Below are 17,186 nucleotides of genomic sequence, written 5' to 3'. Positions count from 1 at the left end.
ATGAAACTTACTAGATTGAATATTTAAAAACACGAAACAAAAAAAAGAAATAAATTTCAATCAAAATAAAAGATATCTAACGTAAACCTTTAAAACATATCCAGATGAAAGCTTACTATAAATTATTAATCGTAACCTTGCTAATAGCAACGGCCTGTTCCCCATCTTATGTGGGAACATCAGCATTTCAAGATGACATTTATTACGTTCCTGGAGAAAAATCTCTAATTGATAAGGAAATGGCAGTCTATACGACGGAGCCAGTCAGGCAAGAGCCTATTATCGAACAAACAACAAAAGTAGAACCTACAAGTAGAGCTACTTTTGGTGACGATAGAAATTTCCAACAAGTTCAAGAAGAGTATAATCAAATGCTTAACGATGATTCTGTTGGACCAATAGATACAACATATTACAATGATGAACAAGGCTATTTTATTGGCGAATTTAATGGAACCGATTCTGATCTTGACGATATTGATAGATTAAGAGAATGGTATCCTCAAGGCTTTGGTTACTACGACAACAGCGGTTATAACTTAGCTATGTGGTTAGCTGGTGATTCTGATTGGAATGTTTATGTTGAAGGCGACAAAGTATGGTGGACACCAAGTTGGACCAATTACAATAATTATAATTCATACAGATTTTCACCAGTTCGTTATGGTAGACAGTTTGCTTATAACTACCCTAGCTATGGATCAAGCTTTGGTTTTGGAATCGGAATAGGTTATGGTTTCTACGATGACTTCTATTGGGGTAGCAATTATGGATGGGGAAACTCATACTATGGTTACTATTCAAATTATGGATATGGTTATCCATATTATGGACACAACCATTACGGTAATCACTATGCACATACAAACCATTCTAGAAACTACTATGGACACAGAACAAGTGTAGGAAGCAAATCTGGTACTAATAAAACATATACGAAAAGAAGCGCAGCAACTAATACACAAAGTACAGCTCGCCGTGTTAATCGTTCTGCAGGCTATACTAAATCAGGAACTTCAACACGTCGCTCGGCAGTTACAAATCAAAATGCGGTTAGAAGAAGTACTGCAGCACAAAAATATGGTACTCGAAATAGCAGAAGTTCATATAGCAATAGAGTAGGTACAAATACAAGAAGAACAAATACAACTGGAACAACAACACGATATGGTACGCAAAACCGTTCGTCGTACCAAGGAACTAAAGCAGGAACAACGACTAGAAGAACTAGTAACTATACAAAACCTAGTAGCAGCTCACGTCCATCGTACAATCAATCGGGAACTAGACGCTCATCAACTGTTAGAAGTACAGGTACAAGATCTTCAAGATACAGTAAGGTGAAAAGTACGCCGACATATAGAAAGAGTTCTACACGAAGTTCTTCAAGTTCATATAGTCCTTCAAGATCATCTTCATCACGTTCTTCAGGAGCTGTTCGCTCTTCAAGTTCTTCATCTAGATCATCAAGCGGTAATAGCCGCTCAAGCGGAGGTTCAAAAAGAAGATAAGTGTTTCTTAAATCTGGATATTGATTAAACTATTTTTCTTAACCTACTATTAATACACATAACAATGAAAAAATATATCTCATTATTATTCCTTACTGTTTTCACTGGAGTAATATACGCACAAACAGCAGATGACGCTCTTCGTTATTCTCAGCAACATTACACAGGAACAGCACGATCAATGGCTATGGGTGGAGCTTTTGGTGCTTTAGGTGGCGACTTTTCAAGTATTGGAATCAATCCTGCTGGACTTGGAGTTTTCCAAAGCTCAGAATTCACATTTACACCAACAATGGAAATGAGAAAGAGCACTAGTGGTAACTTAGATGATGATAAATTCACTTTTGGTATTAGCAATATTGGTTATGTTGCTACAATTAAACCCAGAATGATATCTGAGGATGGTTGGCAAAATTTCAATTTCGGAATTGGCTATAATCGCATCAACAACTTTAGAAAGTCATCTATGTCTCAAGTTTTAAATTCGAAAACTAGTCTGCTAGATGTATTTGAAGCAAATGCTGATGGAATTATATACGATAAACTGAACCCTATGACAGAGTATCTGGCTTACGAAACCTACTTATTGAATCCTCAGGATGAAAATGAACTAGATTACGATCTTCCTATATTTTCTGGTGAAAAAATGAATCAGAGAAAGACTATAGAAGAAAAAGGTTCTATGGGTGAGTATAATATCTCATTTGGAGCCAATTATGCGCATAAATTATATATTGGTGCATCACTTGGAATTCAAAGCATTAATTATAAGTCAACAGCACGTTTTACTGAAAATACATTAATTGACAGTGGATCTGACTTAAGCAACTATTACCTTGAAGAGTATGTTAAAACAACTGGAGTTGGAGCTAATTTCAAAATTGGTATGATTTACAAACCAAATCAAAACATCAGATTAGGCGCTTCATTACACACGCCAACATTCTTCTCAATGGAAGATGAGTTTAAAAATAAAATGGCTTCACATTTCAAGACTGCACTTGATGGTTTTTCAAACTATGCTGATGAAACTAAGTTATCAAATTATAAATACAATTACCGCACACCAATGAAATTCACTTTAAGTGGTGCAGTCGTTTTATCAAAAAAAGCTATTATAAGTTTAGATTATGAGTTTGTAGATTATTCAAACGCTAAATTCTCTGATGGTGAAGATGATTTTGATTTCAATGGAACAGCTGAATTTCCTGAAACGAATGATATCATTAAATCATCTTACGAAAGTGTAGGCAACCTAAGAGCAGGATTAGAATACAGAGTTTCGTCGGTATTTAGCTTACGAGGTGGGTTTGCAAATTTTGGAAACCCATACAAAGCAAAATCAATTGATGAGTCTTACAATATATACTCTGCAGGTTTTGGTGTTCGTCAAGGTAACTTCTTTTTCGATGCTGCTTATAGCTATTCTGACAAAGATGAATCGTATAATTACTACGCAGATTCTCAAACTGTAAAACTTCAAGATAAAAACCACCAAATGAGATTGACTTTCGGATTCAAATTTTAATTGAAACAGAATTTGACCAAACAAAAAAAGCTCCCAAAGGGAGCTTTTTTTTATTCTATATATTAACTAGATTTATCTAATCATACCTGCAGCAACAGTTTCATTTGTTCCTTCATCAATTAAAATAAAACTACCTGTATTTCGGTTTTTATTATATGAATCGAAAAATAATGGCTTCGCTGTTTTAAAGGTTAAACAAGCAATATCATTTAAGCCTATCACCTTATCATTCGTTCTTTCTTCTAAAGAGTTAATATCAACTTTGAAGTTCACATTTCGTACAACACAACGGGTTTCGTTTGTAGTATGCTTAATGGTATACTTACCTCCAGGTATCATAGGACGCTCATTCATCCAACAAACCATGGCATCAAATTCTTTCTCAATATGAGGAACATCATCTGCAGCTACAATCATATCGCCTCTCGAAGTATCAATCTCATCGCTTAATCTAAGCGTAACAGATTGAGGTGAAAAAGCCATATCCAATTCTCCATTCAACGTATCAATCGCCTTAATTGTTGTCTCTTTTCCAGAAGGTAAAACTTTTACCTTATCTCCTGGTTTAAAAACACCACTAGCCACACGACCAGCAAATCCACGATAATCATGATATTCATCGCTTTGAGGACGAATAACATATTGAACAGGGAAACGAGCATCTTTATGATTTCTATCATCAACTATTTCAATAGTTTCCAGAAGATTCAATAAAGTTTCACCCTTATACCAATCCATATTTTCAGAAGCATCTACCACATTGTCACCAAATTTGGCAGAAATAGGAATAAAACGAACATCTTTAATATTCAATTTATCAGCAACTTTCTGATATTCATTCTTAATACCTTCATAAGTCTCTTCTGAGTAACTCATCAAGTCCATCTTATTGATACAAACAATAAGATGAGGAATTTGCAATAAGTTTGCAATATAAGAATGACGTAATGTTTGCTCGATAACACCATGACGAGCATCAACTAAAATAAGAGCACAGTTAGCTGTAGAAGCACCTGTAACCATATTTCGTGTATATTGTACATGACCTGGTGTGTCGGCAATAATAAATTTACGTTTTGGTGTTGCAAAATAACGATAAGCCACATCAATAGTAATTCCTTGCTCACGTTCAGCTCTTAAACCATCGGTAAGTAAGGCAAGATCAACCTCTGTGTCTCCACGCTTTTTACTAGAAATTTCGATAGCCTCCATTTGATCTTCAAAAATGGCTTTACTATCGTATAATAAACGTCCTATTAGGGTACTTTTTCCGTCATCAACACTACCTGCGGTAGTAAAACGTAAAAGCTCCATATCTAAATATCCTGATGTTTTATCTGACATATTATTTTTTTAATAATCAATGATTAATGATCCGAAATCATTTAGCACCAAACACTAATAATTATTAATAATTTTAAAAATACCCTTCTTTTTTACGATCTTCCATAGCCGTTTCAGAACGTTTGTCATCATGACGTGTACCCCGTTCAGTCGTTCTAGTAGCAGCTACTTCGTCAATAATATCTTCAAGAGTATGAGCCTTTGATTCAACAGCACCTGTACAGGTTGCATCACCAATAGTTCTAAAACGAACGATTCTTTTTTCAACCTTTTCAGTATCTCGCATTGGAATAAAATCGGAAACGGATAATAAGTTACCATGGCGTAAGAAAACTTCACGTTCGTGAGAAAAGTAGATTTTAGGAATGTCAATATTTTCTAAATAAATATATTGCCACACATCCATCTCAGTCCAGTTCGAAATAGGGAAAACTCTAAAGTGCTCGCCCATATTTTTCTTACCATTAAAAAGGTTCCAAAGTTCTGGTCTTTGATTTTTCGGATCCCACTGTCCGAACTCATCACGATGAGAGAAAAAACGCTCTTTTGCTCTAGCTTTCTCTTCGTCACGACGTCCACCACCCATAGCACAATCCACTTGTAATTCTTCAAGTCCATCAAGTAGAGTAACCGTTTGAAGCTTATTTCTACTTGCATCAAAACCTGTTTCTTCAACAGCTTTTCCTTGGTCAATTGAATCTTGAACGTAACGAACAATGATACGAGCACCTGTCTCTTTCATCAATTTATCACGAAATTCAATTGTTTCTGGGAAATTATGACCCGTATCTACATGCATTAAAGCAAAAGGTACCTTTGCTGGTGCAAAAGCTTTTCTTGCCAAATGAAACATGATAATAGAATCTTTTCCACCCGAAAATAACATTACAGGATTCTCAAATTGAGCTGCAACTTCACGAATCACATAAATCGATTCAGCTTCCAGTTCTCTTAGGTGATTTATATTGTATTCATTCATTCGAAAAAAATTTATTTACTCTTCTGTGACTAAACACAATAAGCAGTATATTGTTTTTATTATTATTTTAAAATTAAGCTTGCTTTATATCTGATAAAATAGCTTTTACCAAACAATCCACAGATTCTTCAATCGACATGTCAGCCGTTTTTATTTCTAAAAAAGCATTTTTAGGTGCTTCAAATGGAGCATCTAAACCCGTAAAATTCTTAATTTCACCATTACGAGCTTTTTTATACAAGCCTTTAACATCTCTTTTCTCACACTCTTGGTATGATGCATTAACATAAATTTCTCTAAAGTCAGCATCTCCAATAATCTCCTTCGCTTGTTCGCGAATAGCAAGAGTAGGACTAACAAAACAATTAATAGTTATGATGCCACAATTAACAAATAGCTTTGAAACCTCAGCAATACGACGAATATTCTCAAATCTATCCTCTTCTGAAAAACCTAAATTTTTATTAATTCCTGTACGAATATTATCGCCATCAAGTATTTGAGTTAAAAAACCTCTCTTCTGAAGTTCTTTTTCGACCCCAATAGCAATTGTTGTTTTTCCAGATCCTGAAAGTCCAGTCATCCAAATAACTCGTGCTCTTTGTTTTAAAAATAGTTCCTTCTCTTCTCTACCAATAATTCGGTCGAAAACAGGATGAATATTAGTTGCTATGGTACTCATTAATTTATTTTAGATGAATCAAATTTCATTCTACCAATGTTATCCATTTGACAAAATTCGATTGAAAATTCTTTATTTATCGACTAAAGAGGATTAAAAAGAAATATAATCAAGTCCCTCAAAAATCAGACACAAATGTACAATTTCTAAGGTAATTATAAAAATTATAGACTAGGAATACCTAGGCTGTAACTATACAGTAAAAAAAACTAAGTTTTATCTTTCAAACTCTCTCTTAAAAGTAATTTTCATAACAAAAAAAAAGAGTCTCCTTCAAAAGGAAACTCTTTATTTACATCATAAATAAATGACCTATTGACAGTCACATTTATCATCAAAACTTTTATTATACTGCTGCATAGCTCTAAAACTCATTCCCATATTTGAAAATCCTCCATCATGGAACAAATTCTGCATGGTAACTTTCTTAGTTAAATCTGAGAAAAGAGTAATACAATAGTTAGCACATTCTTCAGCATTTGCATTTCCAAGTGGAGACATACGTTCTGAAAAGTCAATTAGTTTATCGAAACCTTTCACACCACTACCAGCAGTTGTCATTGTTGGCGACTGTGAAATAGTATTTACACGAACACGTTTTTCACGACCATAAATATAACCAAAACTTCGTGCAATAGATTCCAACATAGCTTTTGCATCAGCCATGTCATTATACTCATACATAGTTCTTTGGGCTGCTGCATATGTTAAAGCAACAATAGATCCCCATTCAGACACAACATCCATTTCTTTAGCTTTCTGAATCACTTTATGAAATGAAACAGCTGAAATATCTATAGTTTTCTTAAGATACTCATAATTCAACTGGTCGTATGAATTCCCTTTACGTACGTTTGGAGACATACCTATAGAGTGCAGAATAAAATCTACAGGACCACCAAAATGTTCCATTGCTTTTGTATATAGGTTCTCTAAATCTTCAGGATTTGTCGCATCAGCAGCAATTACTGGAGCATTACATTTTTTTGCAAGCTCATCGATAGTTCCCATGCGAATAGAAACCTGCGTATTGGTTAAAACAATCTCTGCTCCTTCAGCAACAGCCAACTCTGCAACTTTCCATGCAATTGACATATCGTTTAAAGCACCAAAGATGATTCCTTTTTTTCCTTTTAATAAGTTATAAGACATAATTCGTAGTTTTCAATTTTGTGGTTGTAAATTTAACCAATATTATTTAGAATAAATCAAAAAAATAACTCTTATTAAGACTAAATAAACTCTTTAGTCAGAAATTCTAAACATTTCTATTTAGATAAGAGGACTTTAGCATTTTCCATAGCTGCTTGAGTCAAGTCTGATCCACTAAGCATTTTAGCTAACTCTTCTATTCGACTTTCTTTATCAAGAAGCACTATATTTGAATAGGTTTCCAACTCATCATCAGCTTTATAAACTTTATAATGATAGGTTCCTTTACTAGCAATCTGAGGCAAGTGAGTAATACTAATCACTTGTATATTTTCAGCCATCTTTTGCATAACAACTCCCATTTTATCAGCGATTTCACCAGATACACCGGTGTCTATCTCATCAAATACTATAGATGGCAAGGCTGTGGACGCAGAAATGAGATACTTAATACTCAACATTAAACGAGAAACTTCTCCTCCAGATGCAACTTTTGAAATTTCTTCAAGTTGTCCATTCTTATTTGCAGAGAATAAAATTCTAATTAAATCTTGGCCCAAATACTGATATTCGTTAATGACAGTCTGCTCAAACTTAATCTTAGCATGGGCCATACCCAATTGAATCAACTGAGATTCCAATGCTTTTTCAATTTCGGGAATTACGGATTTTCTACTTTTACTTAGTTTTTGAGAAGCTTTTGATAGTTTAGACTCTTGCTTTTGCAATTGTAATTTTAATTTTTCAATCACGTCATCACTAGATGAAATCCGCTGAACTTTTTCATCCAAATCTTCCCTTACTTGAATTAGCCCCTCAATAGAATCTACACGATGTTTTTGTTGAAGACCATAGATTGTATCCAATTTTTCATTCAGAAGACTAATTCTAGAAGGATCAAACTCCATAGATTCGTAACTTTTCTCAAGTTCAGAGGCTAAATCTTGCAATTCGATACATGAGCTTTCAAATCTCTTATAGAACTCCTCCCCTTCTGTAAACACATTCTTCACTTGATCAATAGCCGTACGTGCTTCCTTCAATAAAGATATAATAGTAACATCACCTTCATTAAGTAAATTTGAGGCTTTAAATAAATTTGTCTTTATTTCTTCAGCATGATTAAGCGTCTCAAGTTCGGATTCTAACAGAGCCTGTTCGTCTTCAACTAAATTTGCATCAAGTAGCTGCTGTAATTGAAATTGGAAATAATCTAAATCCGATTTTTCTTTACGAGCAATTTCTTCTTGATCTTTTAAATCCTTTTTAATAGTCTGATAAGCTTCAAATTGAGTCTGATAATCATCTAACAAAAAAGGATGTTGAGCATAAGTGTCAACAATCCCCATTTGATATTCGGGATCACCCAAAGCCAAATTTTGATTCTGAGAATGAATATCTATCAACTTATAACCTAACTCTTTTAAGAGTTTTATATTTACAGGCGAATCGTTAACAAATGCTCGAGTCTTTCCATTGGGCAAAATCTCACGGCGCAAAATTGTTTCCTCTTCATATTCCATATCAGAGTCCGCAAAGAATTTTTGCAAATGGTACTTCGTAACATTAAAACTAGCCTCTATGACACACCTACGATCCTTATCTTTAAGAATATTCGTATCAGGTCGTTGACCTAAAACCAGACCTAAGGCTCCCAAGAGAATAGATTTTCCCGAACCCGTTTCGCCAGTTATAATAGAAAACCCATTTTTAAAATCAATCTCAATTTGATTGATTAAGGTGTAGTTTTGTATAGCTAAAAATTGAAGCATATTATATTTAGAATATAAGTTTAATCGTAAAAACAATATTTAGGTTATGCTTACTCAAGTATTTTTTCATATTTAGTTAAATTGGCTGGATCGACATCATTTAGAATAGTATAAACACGTTTTTTCTCTTCATTAAATGATTCTGAAAATATATTTACTATTTCATCAGCTTTAGCATCAAAGAATATTTGAAGGAAAAAGGAACCTGGCTTAGCACGATGAGCTTTCTGTAATAATCTTAAGGATTCTGCAATTTCAGAACGACCATCGGTTAATTTATCAGACATTCTATCCAGTCCTAATCTGTGATAGCGATATATACACTCTCGAATAGGGCTGTATGAATTATTCAGAATATTCTCAACTAACCAATATCTATTACTCTTACTTTCGTATGATTTCCAACCTTGATACTTTGAATTTTGCATCTTATTCACAATGGCTTCAGCCTTTGTAAAATATGAACTACCACCTTTCAGAGCAAACGAATCATAGTCTAAACCGACAATAATATTAGCATAGTAAGCTAATAGAGCTGTTAAACTTGTTGGCGTATTAGATTCATTATACTCCAAAGACTGATACTCAGCATATTTAAAGTGAATATCATCATCCTTAAAATTCAGCAAAACGGTATTATAAGAAGAGTTAAATACAGGACGTCGAGCTTGAATCTGCATAGTCCCTTTAAATTCATCCGATGAAATTTGGCTTGTTAAATTTATCAAGATATTACACACAATCTTCTCATCCTGATCATAAATATGATTTGTCCAACTTCTAGTGTTTACAAATTCATAAATAGCCGTCTGCATCGTTCTAAACACCTGCTTATTCGTACCTTGAATTTGCTGACTTACAACTTGAATATTACATTGAAGTTCTTGCGAATAGACATTCAAACTTGAAAATATAACGATAAGAAGAAAAAGTAATTTACGCATAGATAAATGTTTCAAAATTTTAAATTAAAGTTAATCAAAACAAATGAGCTGTCAAGCCTAATATGCTAACTAAAGAAATATTCAATTATTGTTTAAGAGCTAAACAACTGATTAATAATTTTGATTCAGAATTATCTCATCAACAATATCTTTTGCAACTTGTGATTTTGGCTTTAAATCAAACTTCTTCATTCGCCCTTCACTAGTGAATATGGTGACTTTGTTTGTATCATGCTGAAAACCGGCACCTGAATCATTCAACGAATTGAGCACAATCAGATCTAAATTCTTCTTTTTCAGTTTCAGTTGCGCATTTTGTTCTTCATCATTAGTCTCAAGAGCAAATCCAACCAAAAATTGTTTTTCAGTCTTAATCTGTCCCAGTGATGCAGCAATATCTTGTGTAGGAGTTAATTCAATCGTGTAGTTTGATTTTCCGCGCTTTACTTTTGAATCAACAGGATTCAAAGGCGTAAAATCCGCAACAGCAGCTGTCATTACAGCACCATCATTATTGGGAAAGTGTTCAATTGATGCCTCGTACATTTCTTTTGCAGAAATAACATCAATTCTATTAATATTAGGATGATTTGTTTGGCATGCTGATGGACCAGATATAAGAGTTACCTGAGCACCTTCTTCAGCTAAGTTTTCAGCAATTGAGAAACCCATCTTTCCAGATGAGAAATTACCAATAAAACGAACAGGATCGATCTTTTCGTAGGTCGGTCCTGTTGTTACCATAACCTTTTTATCAATTAATCTTTTTTTTTTGAAGCAAAAAACTCTTCAAGTTTTGCAACAATTATCTCTGGATCTTCCATACGACCTTTTCCAAACAAACCACTAGCAAGTTCACCACTTGATGGTTCTATGAAACTATCACCGTATGATTTTAAGATCTCCATATTACGAAGTGTAGCAGGATGTTTGAACATATCCAGGTCCATAGCAGGTGTATGAACCACTGGACATTTTGCTGACAAATAAGTCGTCAACAATAGATTATCGCATATGCCATGAGCCATTTTAGCCATTGTATTGGCTGTAGTTGGAGCTACTAATAAGACATCGGCCCACAATCCAAGATCTACATGACTATTCCATTGACCATCATCATGCCTGAAAAAATCACACAAAACAGTATTTTTGGAAAGAGTAGCCATCGTTACCGGAGAAATGAATTCTTTGGCAAGAGGTGTCATTATAACTTTAACAGTAGCACCTTTTTTAATAAGTAAGCGCACTAAAGTAGCCGCTTTGTATGCAGCAATACTTGCTGTAACACCTAGTATTATTTTCTTATCTTTCAACATAAGTTGTAAAACTAAAAAAGTCCCCTATTTCAAGGGAACTTAAATATTAAAGCAAAATTTTACTTATTTGAACTCGTTTCATTAGCAGGATTTCTGTAATAAATGTCACCATTAATAAACTCTTCAATCGCAATTAAAGTTGGTTTTGGTAAACGTTCATAATATTTAGAAATCTCAATCTGCTCACGGTTTTCAAAAACTTCCTCCAAATTATCAGTAAAAGATGCAAATTCTTGAAGTTTATTATTCAGTTCAGTTTTAAGCTCTACAGCAATTTGATTAGAACGCTTTGCCATAATCATTATCGATTCATAAGTATTCCCAACTTCCATACTCAACTCAGTAACATTGCGTGTAATTGTAGAACCTGCTGCATTCGTTTTTTTGTAATCCATAACTGTCAAAGAATTATTATCTATTGGTTTATTTTTTAGTTCAGTTCGCAAAAATACAAATTTTTAATATCTTTTCTCTAATTTATAACTATTTATCTTCATTTGCAGATTTATCTTTTCCAAAATAAGCATCAATCGTATTAATCATACGTTCACATTCCTTCTGAAACTTACTTTTTGGAAACTCATCAACAAAAGAGAAATATTCTTCTTTTGCAAGATTGTAACGCTCATTTTGTTTTTGATCAACCGATTTCACAGCATACTGAAAACGAGATTCCAAAAGCATAAACTTTAACTCCTCACGATATGATGAACCTGGATAATCATTAATTGCATTTTGTATTGCAATAACAGCTGATGGGTATTTCTCTCTATCAAAATAATTACGAGCACTTAAATATGATTTGTAAACCAATTTATCTTGTAATTCGTCAATCAACTTATTACCTTCCTCAATACGAGATGAGTTTGGATAACGATTAATATACAATTGTAATGCATCTAGAGCATCTGAAGTTGCCGTTTGATCTAATCGAGGTTTAGGAGATTCCATATAATAACAATATGCACTCATATACAAACACTCTTCAGCATACGAACTATCAGGGAAATTCTTAATGAAGTTACGGAAATAATATCCACCTGTGATATAATCACCCATTCCGTAGTTACAATAAGCCATATAATAACTTACAGTTTCGGCCTTACTTGTTCCTCTAAAAATAGGTATAAGCTCTTCAAAAAGCGTCGCTGCTTTTACATATTGCTCTTCGTTATAATATACAATTGCTTTTTTGTATTTTAGATTAACATCATTACTCTTTAGAAGTTTTTGATATTCACTACATCCAGCTAAAAGCGTAGCAAGAAGCACGATCAACAAAAGAAATTTTTTCATAAGTATATAGGACTCTACAATTTTTGTATCATGCAAAGATAGAATTTTCCATCAATATTGAACATTACAAGCTCTCATATTGTTGCATTTAGATTTTTTTAACAAGCTAATCAGACATAAAAGCATTATTAAGATTGAATTACAAATTCAATTCGTTCAAATTCATACTTTTATTGAATTAAACTTGTTACGAAACATAGTAATCTTAACCATATATCATTTAATATTAATAAGCAAAGAAAATCTCATGCTTCTATAGCTTGATTTTTTTTTAGAAAATATTACTTTTGCACAGTATATGAATTCATTTCTAAAATTTACCATTAATAAAATTTAGAACACCATTCGTAATATTTAAAATTCAATAAAAGCACATACTGTGGATATATTTGACAAAGTTACCTCAAAAAAAGGAAATCTAGGGCAATACGCTAAGCAAGCTCATGGATATTTTGCATTTCCTAAACTGGAAGGCGAAATTGGATCAAGAATGAAATTTCGTGGTAAAGAAGTTTTAACATGGAGTTTAAACAACTACATTGGACTAGCTAATCACCCTGAAGTGAGAAAAGCTGATGCTGAATCTTCTGAAAGATGGGGACTTGCATATCCAATGGGAGCTCGTATGATGTCTGGACAAACTAGTCGTCACGAAGAACTTGAAGCTCAATTGGCTGATTTTGTTGGTAAACCAGATGCTTTTCTTTTGAACTATGGTTACCAAGGTATGCTTTCTATCATCGATTCCTTAGTTAATCGTCATGATGTAATCGTTTATGATTCTGAATCACATGCATGTATTATGGATGGTTTGCGACTACACCAAGGGAAACGTTTCGTTTTTCCTCACAATGACATGGAAAACTTTCACAAGCAACTTGAGCACGCTACAAAGTGGACTGAAAATACCGGTGGTGGTATCCTTGTAATTACTGAAGGTGTATTCGGTATGGCAGGTGACTTAGGTAAATTAGACGAAATAGTTGCTATGAAGGAAGAATTTGACTTCCGTTTATTAGTTGACGATGCTCATGGTTTCGGTGTAATGGGTGCAACAGGTGCAGGTACTCCTGAACATTTCGGTGTTGAAGATGGTGTTGATGTTCATTTTGGTACATTCGCTAAAGCTATGGCTGGTATTGGAGCATTCGTTGCTTGTAATGAAGATGTATGTGGTTTCTTACGCTACAATATGCGTTCTCAAACTTTTGCAAAATCACTTCCAATGCCATTTGTTGAAGGATCTATCAAACGTTTAGAATTACTTAGAACTAAACCTGAATTACGAGAACAACTATTTACTATCACAAAAGCTCTTCAAAAAGGATTAACTGAAGCTGGATTAGAAATTGGATGTACTCAATCTCCAGTTACACCAGTATATCTTTCAGGTAATGTAGCTGAAGGAACTCAAGTAACAATGGATCTTAGAGAAAATTATGGCATTTTCTGCTCAATTGTAGTCTATCCTGTAATTCCTAAAGGACAATTACTACTTCGTTTAATTCCTACTGCAACTCATACTTTAGAAGATGTTAAGTACACTGTAGATGCATTTAAAAAAGTAGCTAAAAAACTTAACGATGGCGAATACAGCAAAAAATTTGCTGATATCTTCAAATAATAAGTACACAATATAAATTTTAAAAAGCGATACCTACAAGTATCGCTTTTTTTTTGTGTCCTAATTTTAAATGATACTTAAGTCAGAAAATAAAAGACATAAAAAAAAGGATTGCTTCAGAAGAAACAATCCTTTTACTCAAACTCTTTATGAGCGAGAAACGAGACTCGGACTCGCGACCCCGACCTTGGCAAGGTCGTGCTCTACCAACTGAGCTATTCTCGCATCAATAAATTTCTACCTCCCGATAGCTATCGGGATGAGCAATTTACGCAATTTCTTTTTTTTTTACAATCAGAAAAGATAACTGATTTGAGCGAGAAACGAGACTCGAACTCGCGACCCCGACCTTGGCAAGGTCGTGCTCTACCAACTGAGCTATTCTCGCAATTTACGCTCTATTTTCAATCGTTATTGAAAAACCTGACTTTATAATATTTATTGAGTATTATTTCTGTCAATCGCGATGCAAATATAGGAATTCTCTACAGTTCAGCAAGGGTTTTGACCGAAAAATATAATAAAAAAACACCTCTGTATTTCAGAGGTGTTTTAGAAGATATTTTTCGAAATACAAAATAGCTTTTACATTAAGAAACTTAATAAAATACCTGCTCCTACTGCAGAACCAATCACACCAGAAACATTAGGCGCCATTGCATGCATTAAGAGATGATTAGTTGGATCATTCTCCAAGCCCATCACTTGCACTACTCGAGCACTATCGGGAACTGCCGATACACCAGCAGCACCAATCATAGGATTGATTTGACGATCTTTTGATGATAAAAGATTCATCAGCTTAGCAAAGACAACGCCACCAGCTGTTGCAATAACAAACGAAGCAGCACCTAATCCAAAGATTAAAACAGAGTCTTCAGTTAAGAACACATCAGCTTGCGTAGAGGCACCTACTGTTATGCCTAGCAAAATTGTAATGATATTAATCAATGCATTACTAGCCGTATCAGCCAAACGATTCGTCACTGTTGATTCTTTTAGCAAATTACCAAAGAATAACATACCCAACAAAGGAACTGCAGTTGGTGCTATATAAGCTGTTAATAACAAACCAATAATTGGGAACATAATTTTCTCAAGACGGCTCACTGCACGAGGAGCTTTCATCTTAATCTTTCGTTCCCTTTCAGATGTCAATAAGTTAATAATTGGAGGTTGAATAACAGGTACCAAAGCCATATACGAATAAGCCGCAATTGCAATAGGTCCAATTAAATTCTTAACCGTTTCTCCATTAGCCATTACATTGACTCCATTGGCAAGTTTTGATGATAAAAAGATAGCCGTAGGTCCATCAGCACCACCAATAATTCCAATAGCTCCTGCTTCTGCCGGAGCAAAACCCAACCAAAGAGCACCAATAAATGTAGCAAAGATACCTATCTGAGCAGCTGCTCCAAGAATCATCAAACGAGGGTTTGAAATCAATGAAGAGAAATCTGTCATAGCACCAATTCCCAAGAAAATTAGAGGCGGATACCAACCCTGCAATACACCTGAATATAAAATATTCATTACTGATCCTGGTTCATAAACACCTAACTTTAAGTTAAAGTCTACAGCTTGGAACATTGGAATGTTACCAATCAAAATACCCGTTCCAATAGGAATCAGCAACAAGGGTTCGTAATCGTATTTAATTGCTAAGAAAATAAAGAAAATACCAATTAACATCATCAACAAGTGACCAGCTGTTACATTAGCAAATCCAGTAAATTCATAAAAATTCTTTAATCCAACAACAGCATCTGATTCATGAGAACAATTCAAAGTCTCATTATTACCAAATTTAAGTACATCGTCATCAATTTGACAAAAACGTGTGCCTAAATTTAATTTTCCTTCTGTAACCCAATAGTTATTGGGACTTGAATTAGGATTTATATTCTTACTAAATCGTTGAACATTTTGAATATTAAAAGTCAGAATAATTTTCTCCCCTTCAATGCTCCAATTCCCAGTAAAACGTTGCTTAATAGAATCCATTGTGAACGTATTGTCCCTCTGGAATTCATAAACTTTGTAACGCTTTACGGTACCTTTAGTTTCATCACCTAAAGGATTGGGAATATAACCATCTTGATGGTTAATCCATTTTCCTTCGGTCAATTGATCCTTAACAACCTCTGTCTTTTGTGCAAGAGATGAAAAAGCTATCCCCAACATCAAAATAATTGAGAATATCATTTTATACAAGTTCTTCACCATATTGTATTTGACTTAAATTAATTATCCAATTTCAAGCAATATATCATCCTGAAGAACAGCGTCTCCAATACTAATTTTAATAGATTTAACAGTACCTGACTTTTCAGCCAAGACGTTATTTTCCATCTTCATAGCTTCCATTACAAGCAAAGTATCACCAGAGCTAACTTCATCACCAACAGCAACATTAACTTTAATGATTGTACCCGGAAGAGGCGCTTTTACACTAACACCACCTACAGATTTCTTAATTTGACCTTCACCCGGTTTATTAACGACAGGTTTACGAATTAACTGAGGAGCTTTAGCTTTTCCTTCATCATGAAATTCAACATCATAAACAGTACCGTTTACGTCAATCTGCGCATTTGAACCTTTGACATCTTTGATATCAACATCAAATTCTTGTCCGTGTATAGTAAATTTGAATTTTTTCATCGTCTTAGTCTTGGTTGATTCATTACTCCATAAATTTTAGAACTCCATGGAGAATAATTCTTAGTTACTTTCTTAATGGTAATAATATTGCTTTCATCATCATGAATTTGTTCAAAATGCAAGTAAAGCGCCATTGCTATGGCAGCATTCACATCTCCTTCAATATTCAAATTATCAATATTAGCACTTGATTTACCTTCCTTTTTAAGCTTCGTTCTAAGATTAATATGCAAAACCTTAGGAAGAACAAGAAAAACAAGAACCAAAACGATCAATGCGGTAAATACAATAGCATACCCAACGAAGGCAATTGTCCATCCTCCCTGACTTCCAATCGATAATAAATTGATATAACTCATAGTTTATTATTT

Annotated in this window: 16 protein-coding genes and 2 tRNA genes; 3 read left to right on the top strand and 15 right to left on the bottom strand. The window is 34.0% G+C overall.

The window, feature by feature from the left end:
* Positions 1–104 precede the first annotated feature (104 nt).
* Positions 105–1,511 carry a hypothetical protein gene (locus EMN46_RS13960; RefSeq protein WP_154201432.1) on the top strand — a complete coding sequence of 469 codons (1,407 nt, stop codon included), beginning with the start codon at positions 105–107 and terminating at the stop codon, positions 1,509–1,511.
* A 64-nt stretch (positions 1,512–1,575) separates the two neighbouring features.
* The gene (locus tag EMN46_RS13955) at positions 1,576–3,039 is read left to right on the top strand and encodes an OmpP1/FadL family transporter (RefSeq protein WP_154201431.1); all 1,464 of its coding nucleotides are present in this window, start codon (positions 1,576–1,578) and stop codon (positions 3,037–3,039) included.
* A 72-nt stretch (positions 3,040–3,111) separates the two neighbouring features.
* On the opposite strand, the gene cysN is transcribed toward EMN46_RS13955, so the two are convergent.
* The 10 genes from cysN to EMN46_RS13910 all read right to left on the bottom strand — a co-directional run bounded on the left by cysN (position 3,112) and on the right by EMN46_RS13910 (position 12,524).
* A complete protein-coding gene (gene cysN, locus EMN46_RS13950) occupies positions 3,112–4,383 on the bottom strand; it encodes a sulfate adenylyltransferase subunit CysN (RefSeq protein ID WP_154201430.1) in 1,272 nt (423 codons plus the stop codon).
* A gap of 73 nt (positions 4,384–4,456) precedes the next feature.
* Entirely contained in the window at positions 4,457–5,362 is a 906-nt protein-coding gene (gene cysD / locus EMN46_RS13945) for a sulfate adenylyltransferase subunit CysD (protein ID WP_154201429.1), read from the bottom strand.
* Positions 5,363–5,435: 73 nt separating this feature from the next.
* Complete coding sequence (cysC, locus tag EMN46_RS13940) at positions 5,436–6,044, bottom strand: adenylyl-sulfate kinase (protein WP_154201428.1); 609 nt, start codon at positions 6,042–6,044, stop codon at positions 5,436–5,438.
* Positions 6,045–6,356: 312 nt separating this feature from the next.
* A complete protein-coding gene (locus EMN46_RS13935; RefSeq protein WP_154201427.1) occupies positions 6,357–7,196 on the bottom strand; it encodes an enoyl-ACP reductase in 840 nt (279 codons plus the stop codon).
* A 116-nt stretch (positions 7,197–7,312) separates the two neighbouring features.
* Positions 7,313–8,968: a DNA repair protein RecN gene (gene recN, locus EMN46_RS13930; RefSeq protein WP_154201426.1), complete on the bottom strand. Its 1,656-nt coding sequence runs from the start codon at positions 8,966–8,968 to the stop codon at positions 7,313–7,315.
* 50 nt (positions 8,969–9,018) lie between these two features.
* Positions 9,019–9,912: a DUF4835 family protein gene (locus EMN46_RS13925; protein WP_154201425.1), complete on the bottom strand. Its 894-nt coding sequence runs from the start codon at positions 9,910–9,912 to the stop codon at positions 9,019–9,021.
* 111 nt (positions 9,913–10,023) lie between these two features.
* Positions 10,024–10,656, bottom strand: a complete 633-nt coding sequence (locus EMN46_RS20005; protein WP_229130380.1) for a phosphopantothenoylcysteine decarboxylase — start codon at positions 10,654–10,656, stop codon at positions 10,024–10,026.
* 14 nt (positions 10,657–10,670) lie between these two features.
* Positions 10,671–11,228 (bottom strand): flavoprotein, encoded by a 558-nt coding sequence (locus tag EMN46_RS20000; protein ID WP_229130379.1) that lies wholly within the window; start codon positions 11,226–11,228, stop codon positions 10,671–10,673.
* 59 nt (positions 11,229–11,287) lie between these two features.
* On the bottom strand, positions 11,288–11,674 hold the full coding sequence (locus tag EMN46_RS13915) for a DNA-directed RNA polymerase subunit omega (protein ID WP_229130378.1): 387 nt from the start codon (positions 11,672–11,674) through the stop codon (positions 11,288–11,290).
* Positions 11,675–11,711: 37 nt separating this feature from the next.
* Positions 11,712–12,524 carry an outer membrane protein assembly factor BamD gene (locus tag EMN46_RS13910; protein WP_154201424.1) on the bottom strand — a complete coding sequence of 271 codons (813 nt, stop codon included), beginning with the start codon at positions 12,522–12,524 and terminating at the stop codon, positions 11,712–11,714.
* A gap of 379 nt (positions 12,525–12,903) precedes the next feature.
* Between EMN46_RS13910 and EMN46_RS13905 the strand changes: the two genes are divergently transcribed.
* Positions 12,904–14,148, top strand: coding sequence for an aminotransferase class I/II-fold pyridoxal phosphate-dependent enzyme (locus EMN46_RS13905; RefSeq protein WP_368667545.1), 1,245 nt, complete (start codon positions 12,904–12,906; stop codon positions 14,146–14,148).
* Between the two features lie 152 nt (positions 14,149–14,300).
* Here EMN46_RS13905 and EMN46_RS13900 read toward each other — a convergent pair.
* The 5 genes from EMN46_RS13900 to EMN46_RS13880 all read right to left on the bottom strand — a co-directional run bounded on the left by EMN46_RS13900 (position 14,301) and on the right by EMN46_RS13880 (position 17,174).
* Positions 14,301–14,373: transfer RNA gene (locus EMN46_RS13900), tRNA-Gly, on the bottom strand.
* 90 nt (positions 14,374–14,463) lie between these two features.
* A tRNA-Gly gene (locus EMN46_RS13895) sits at positions 14,464–14,536 on the bottom strand.
* Between the two features lie 197 nt (positions 14,537–14,733).
* Positions 14,734–15,846, bottom strand: coding sequence for a sodium ion-translocating decarboxylase subunit beta (locus EMN46_RS13890; protein WP_195715278.1), 1,113 nt, complete (start codon positions 15,844–15,846; stop codon positions 14,734–14,736).
* Positions 15,847–16,398: 552 nt separating this feature from the next.
* Positions 16,399–16,815: a biotin/lipoyl-containing protein gene (locus tag EMN46_RS13885; RefSeq protein ID WP_154201423.1), complete on the bottom strand. Its 417-nt coding sequence runs from the start codon at positions 16,813–16,815 to the stop codon at positions 16,399–16,401.
* On the bottom strand, positions 16,812–17,174 hold the full coding sequence (locus EMN46_RS13880; RefSeq protein ID WP_154201422.1) for an OadG family transporter subunit: 363 nt from the start codon (positions 17,172–17,174) through the stop codon (positions 16,812–16,814). Before EMN46_RS13880 ends, EMN46_RS13885 begins: the two co-directional genes overlap by 4 nt.
* Positions 17,175–17,186 lie beyond the last annotated feature (12 nt).

Origin of the sequence: Ancylomarina sp. 16SWW S1-10-2 (assembly GCF_009669305.1) — a bacterium.
Classification (GTDB): domain Bacteria; phylum Bacteroidota; class Bacteroidia; order Bacteroidales; family Marinifilaceae; genus Ancylomarina.
This window is presented reverse-complemented; position numbering and strand designations above follow the sequence as displayed.

Bases quoted from the DNA above. Each gene is read 5' to 3' on its own strand.
- EMN46_RS13910 (WP_154201424.1), bottom strand. From the start codon at position 12,524: ATGAAAAAATTTCTTTTGTTGATCGTGCTTCTTGCTACGCTTTTAGCT.
- EMN46_RS13960 (WP_154201432.1), top strand. From the start codon at position 105: ATGAAAGCTTACTATAAATTATTAATCGTAACCTTGCTAATAGCAACG.
- EMN46_RS13890 (WP_195715278.1), bottom strand. From the start codon at position 15,846: ATGATGTTAATTGGTATTTTCTTTATTTTCTTAGCAATTAAATACGAT.
- EMN46_RS20000 (WP_229130379.1), bottom strand. From the start codon at position 11,228: ATGTTGAAAGATAAGAAAATAATACTAGGTGTTACAGCAAGTATTGCT.
- EMN46_RS13955 (WP_154201431.1), top strand. From the start codon at position 1,576: ATGAAAAAATATATCTCATTATTATTCCTTACTGTTTTCACTGGAGTA.
- cysC (WP_154201428.1), bottom strand. From the start codon at position 6,044: ATGAGTACCATAGCAACTAATATTCATCCTGTTTTCGACCGAATTATT.
- cysD (WP_154201429.1), bottom strand. From the start codon at position 5,362: ATGAATGAATACAATATAAATCACCTAAGAGAACTGGAAGCTGAATCG.
- EMN46_RS13880 (WP_154201422.1), bottom strand. From the start codon at position 17,174: ATGAGTTATATCAATTTATTATCGATTGGAAGTCAGGGAGGATGGACA.
- cysN (WP_154201430.1), bottom strand. From the start codon at position 4,383: ATGTCAGATAAAACATCAGGATATTTAGATATGGAGCTTTTACGTTTT.
- EMN46_RS20005 (WP_229130380.1), bottom strand. From the start codon at position 10,656: ATGGTAACAACAGGACCGACCTACGAAAAGATCGATCCTGTTCGTTTT.
- EMN46_RS13885 (WP_154201423.1), bottom strand. From the start codon at position 16,815: ATGAAAAAATTCAAATTTACTATACACGGACAAGAATTTGATGTTGAT.
- recN (WP_154201426.1), bottom strand. From the start codon at position 8,968: ATGCTTCAATTTTTAGCTATACAAAACTACACCTTAATCAATCAAATT.
- EMN46_RS13925 (WP_154201425.1), bottom strand. From the start codon at position 9,912: ATGCGTAAATTACTTTTTCTTCTTATCGTTATATTTTCAAGTTTGAAT.
- EMN46_RS13935 (WP_154201427.1), bottom strand. From the start codon at position 7,196: ATGTCTTATAACTTATTAAAAGGAAAAAAAGGAATCATCTTTGGTGCT.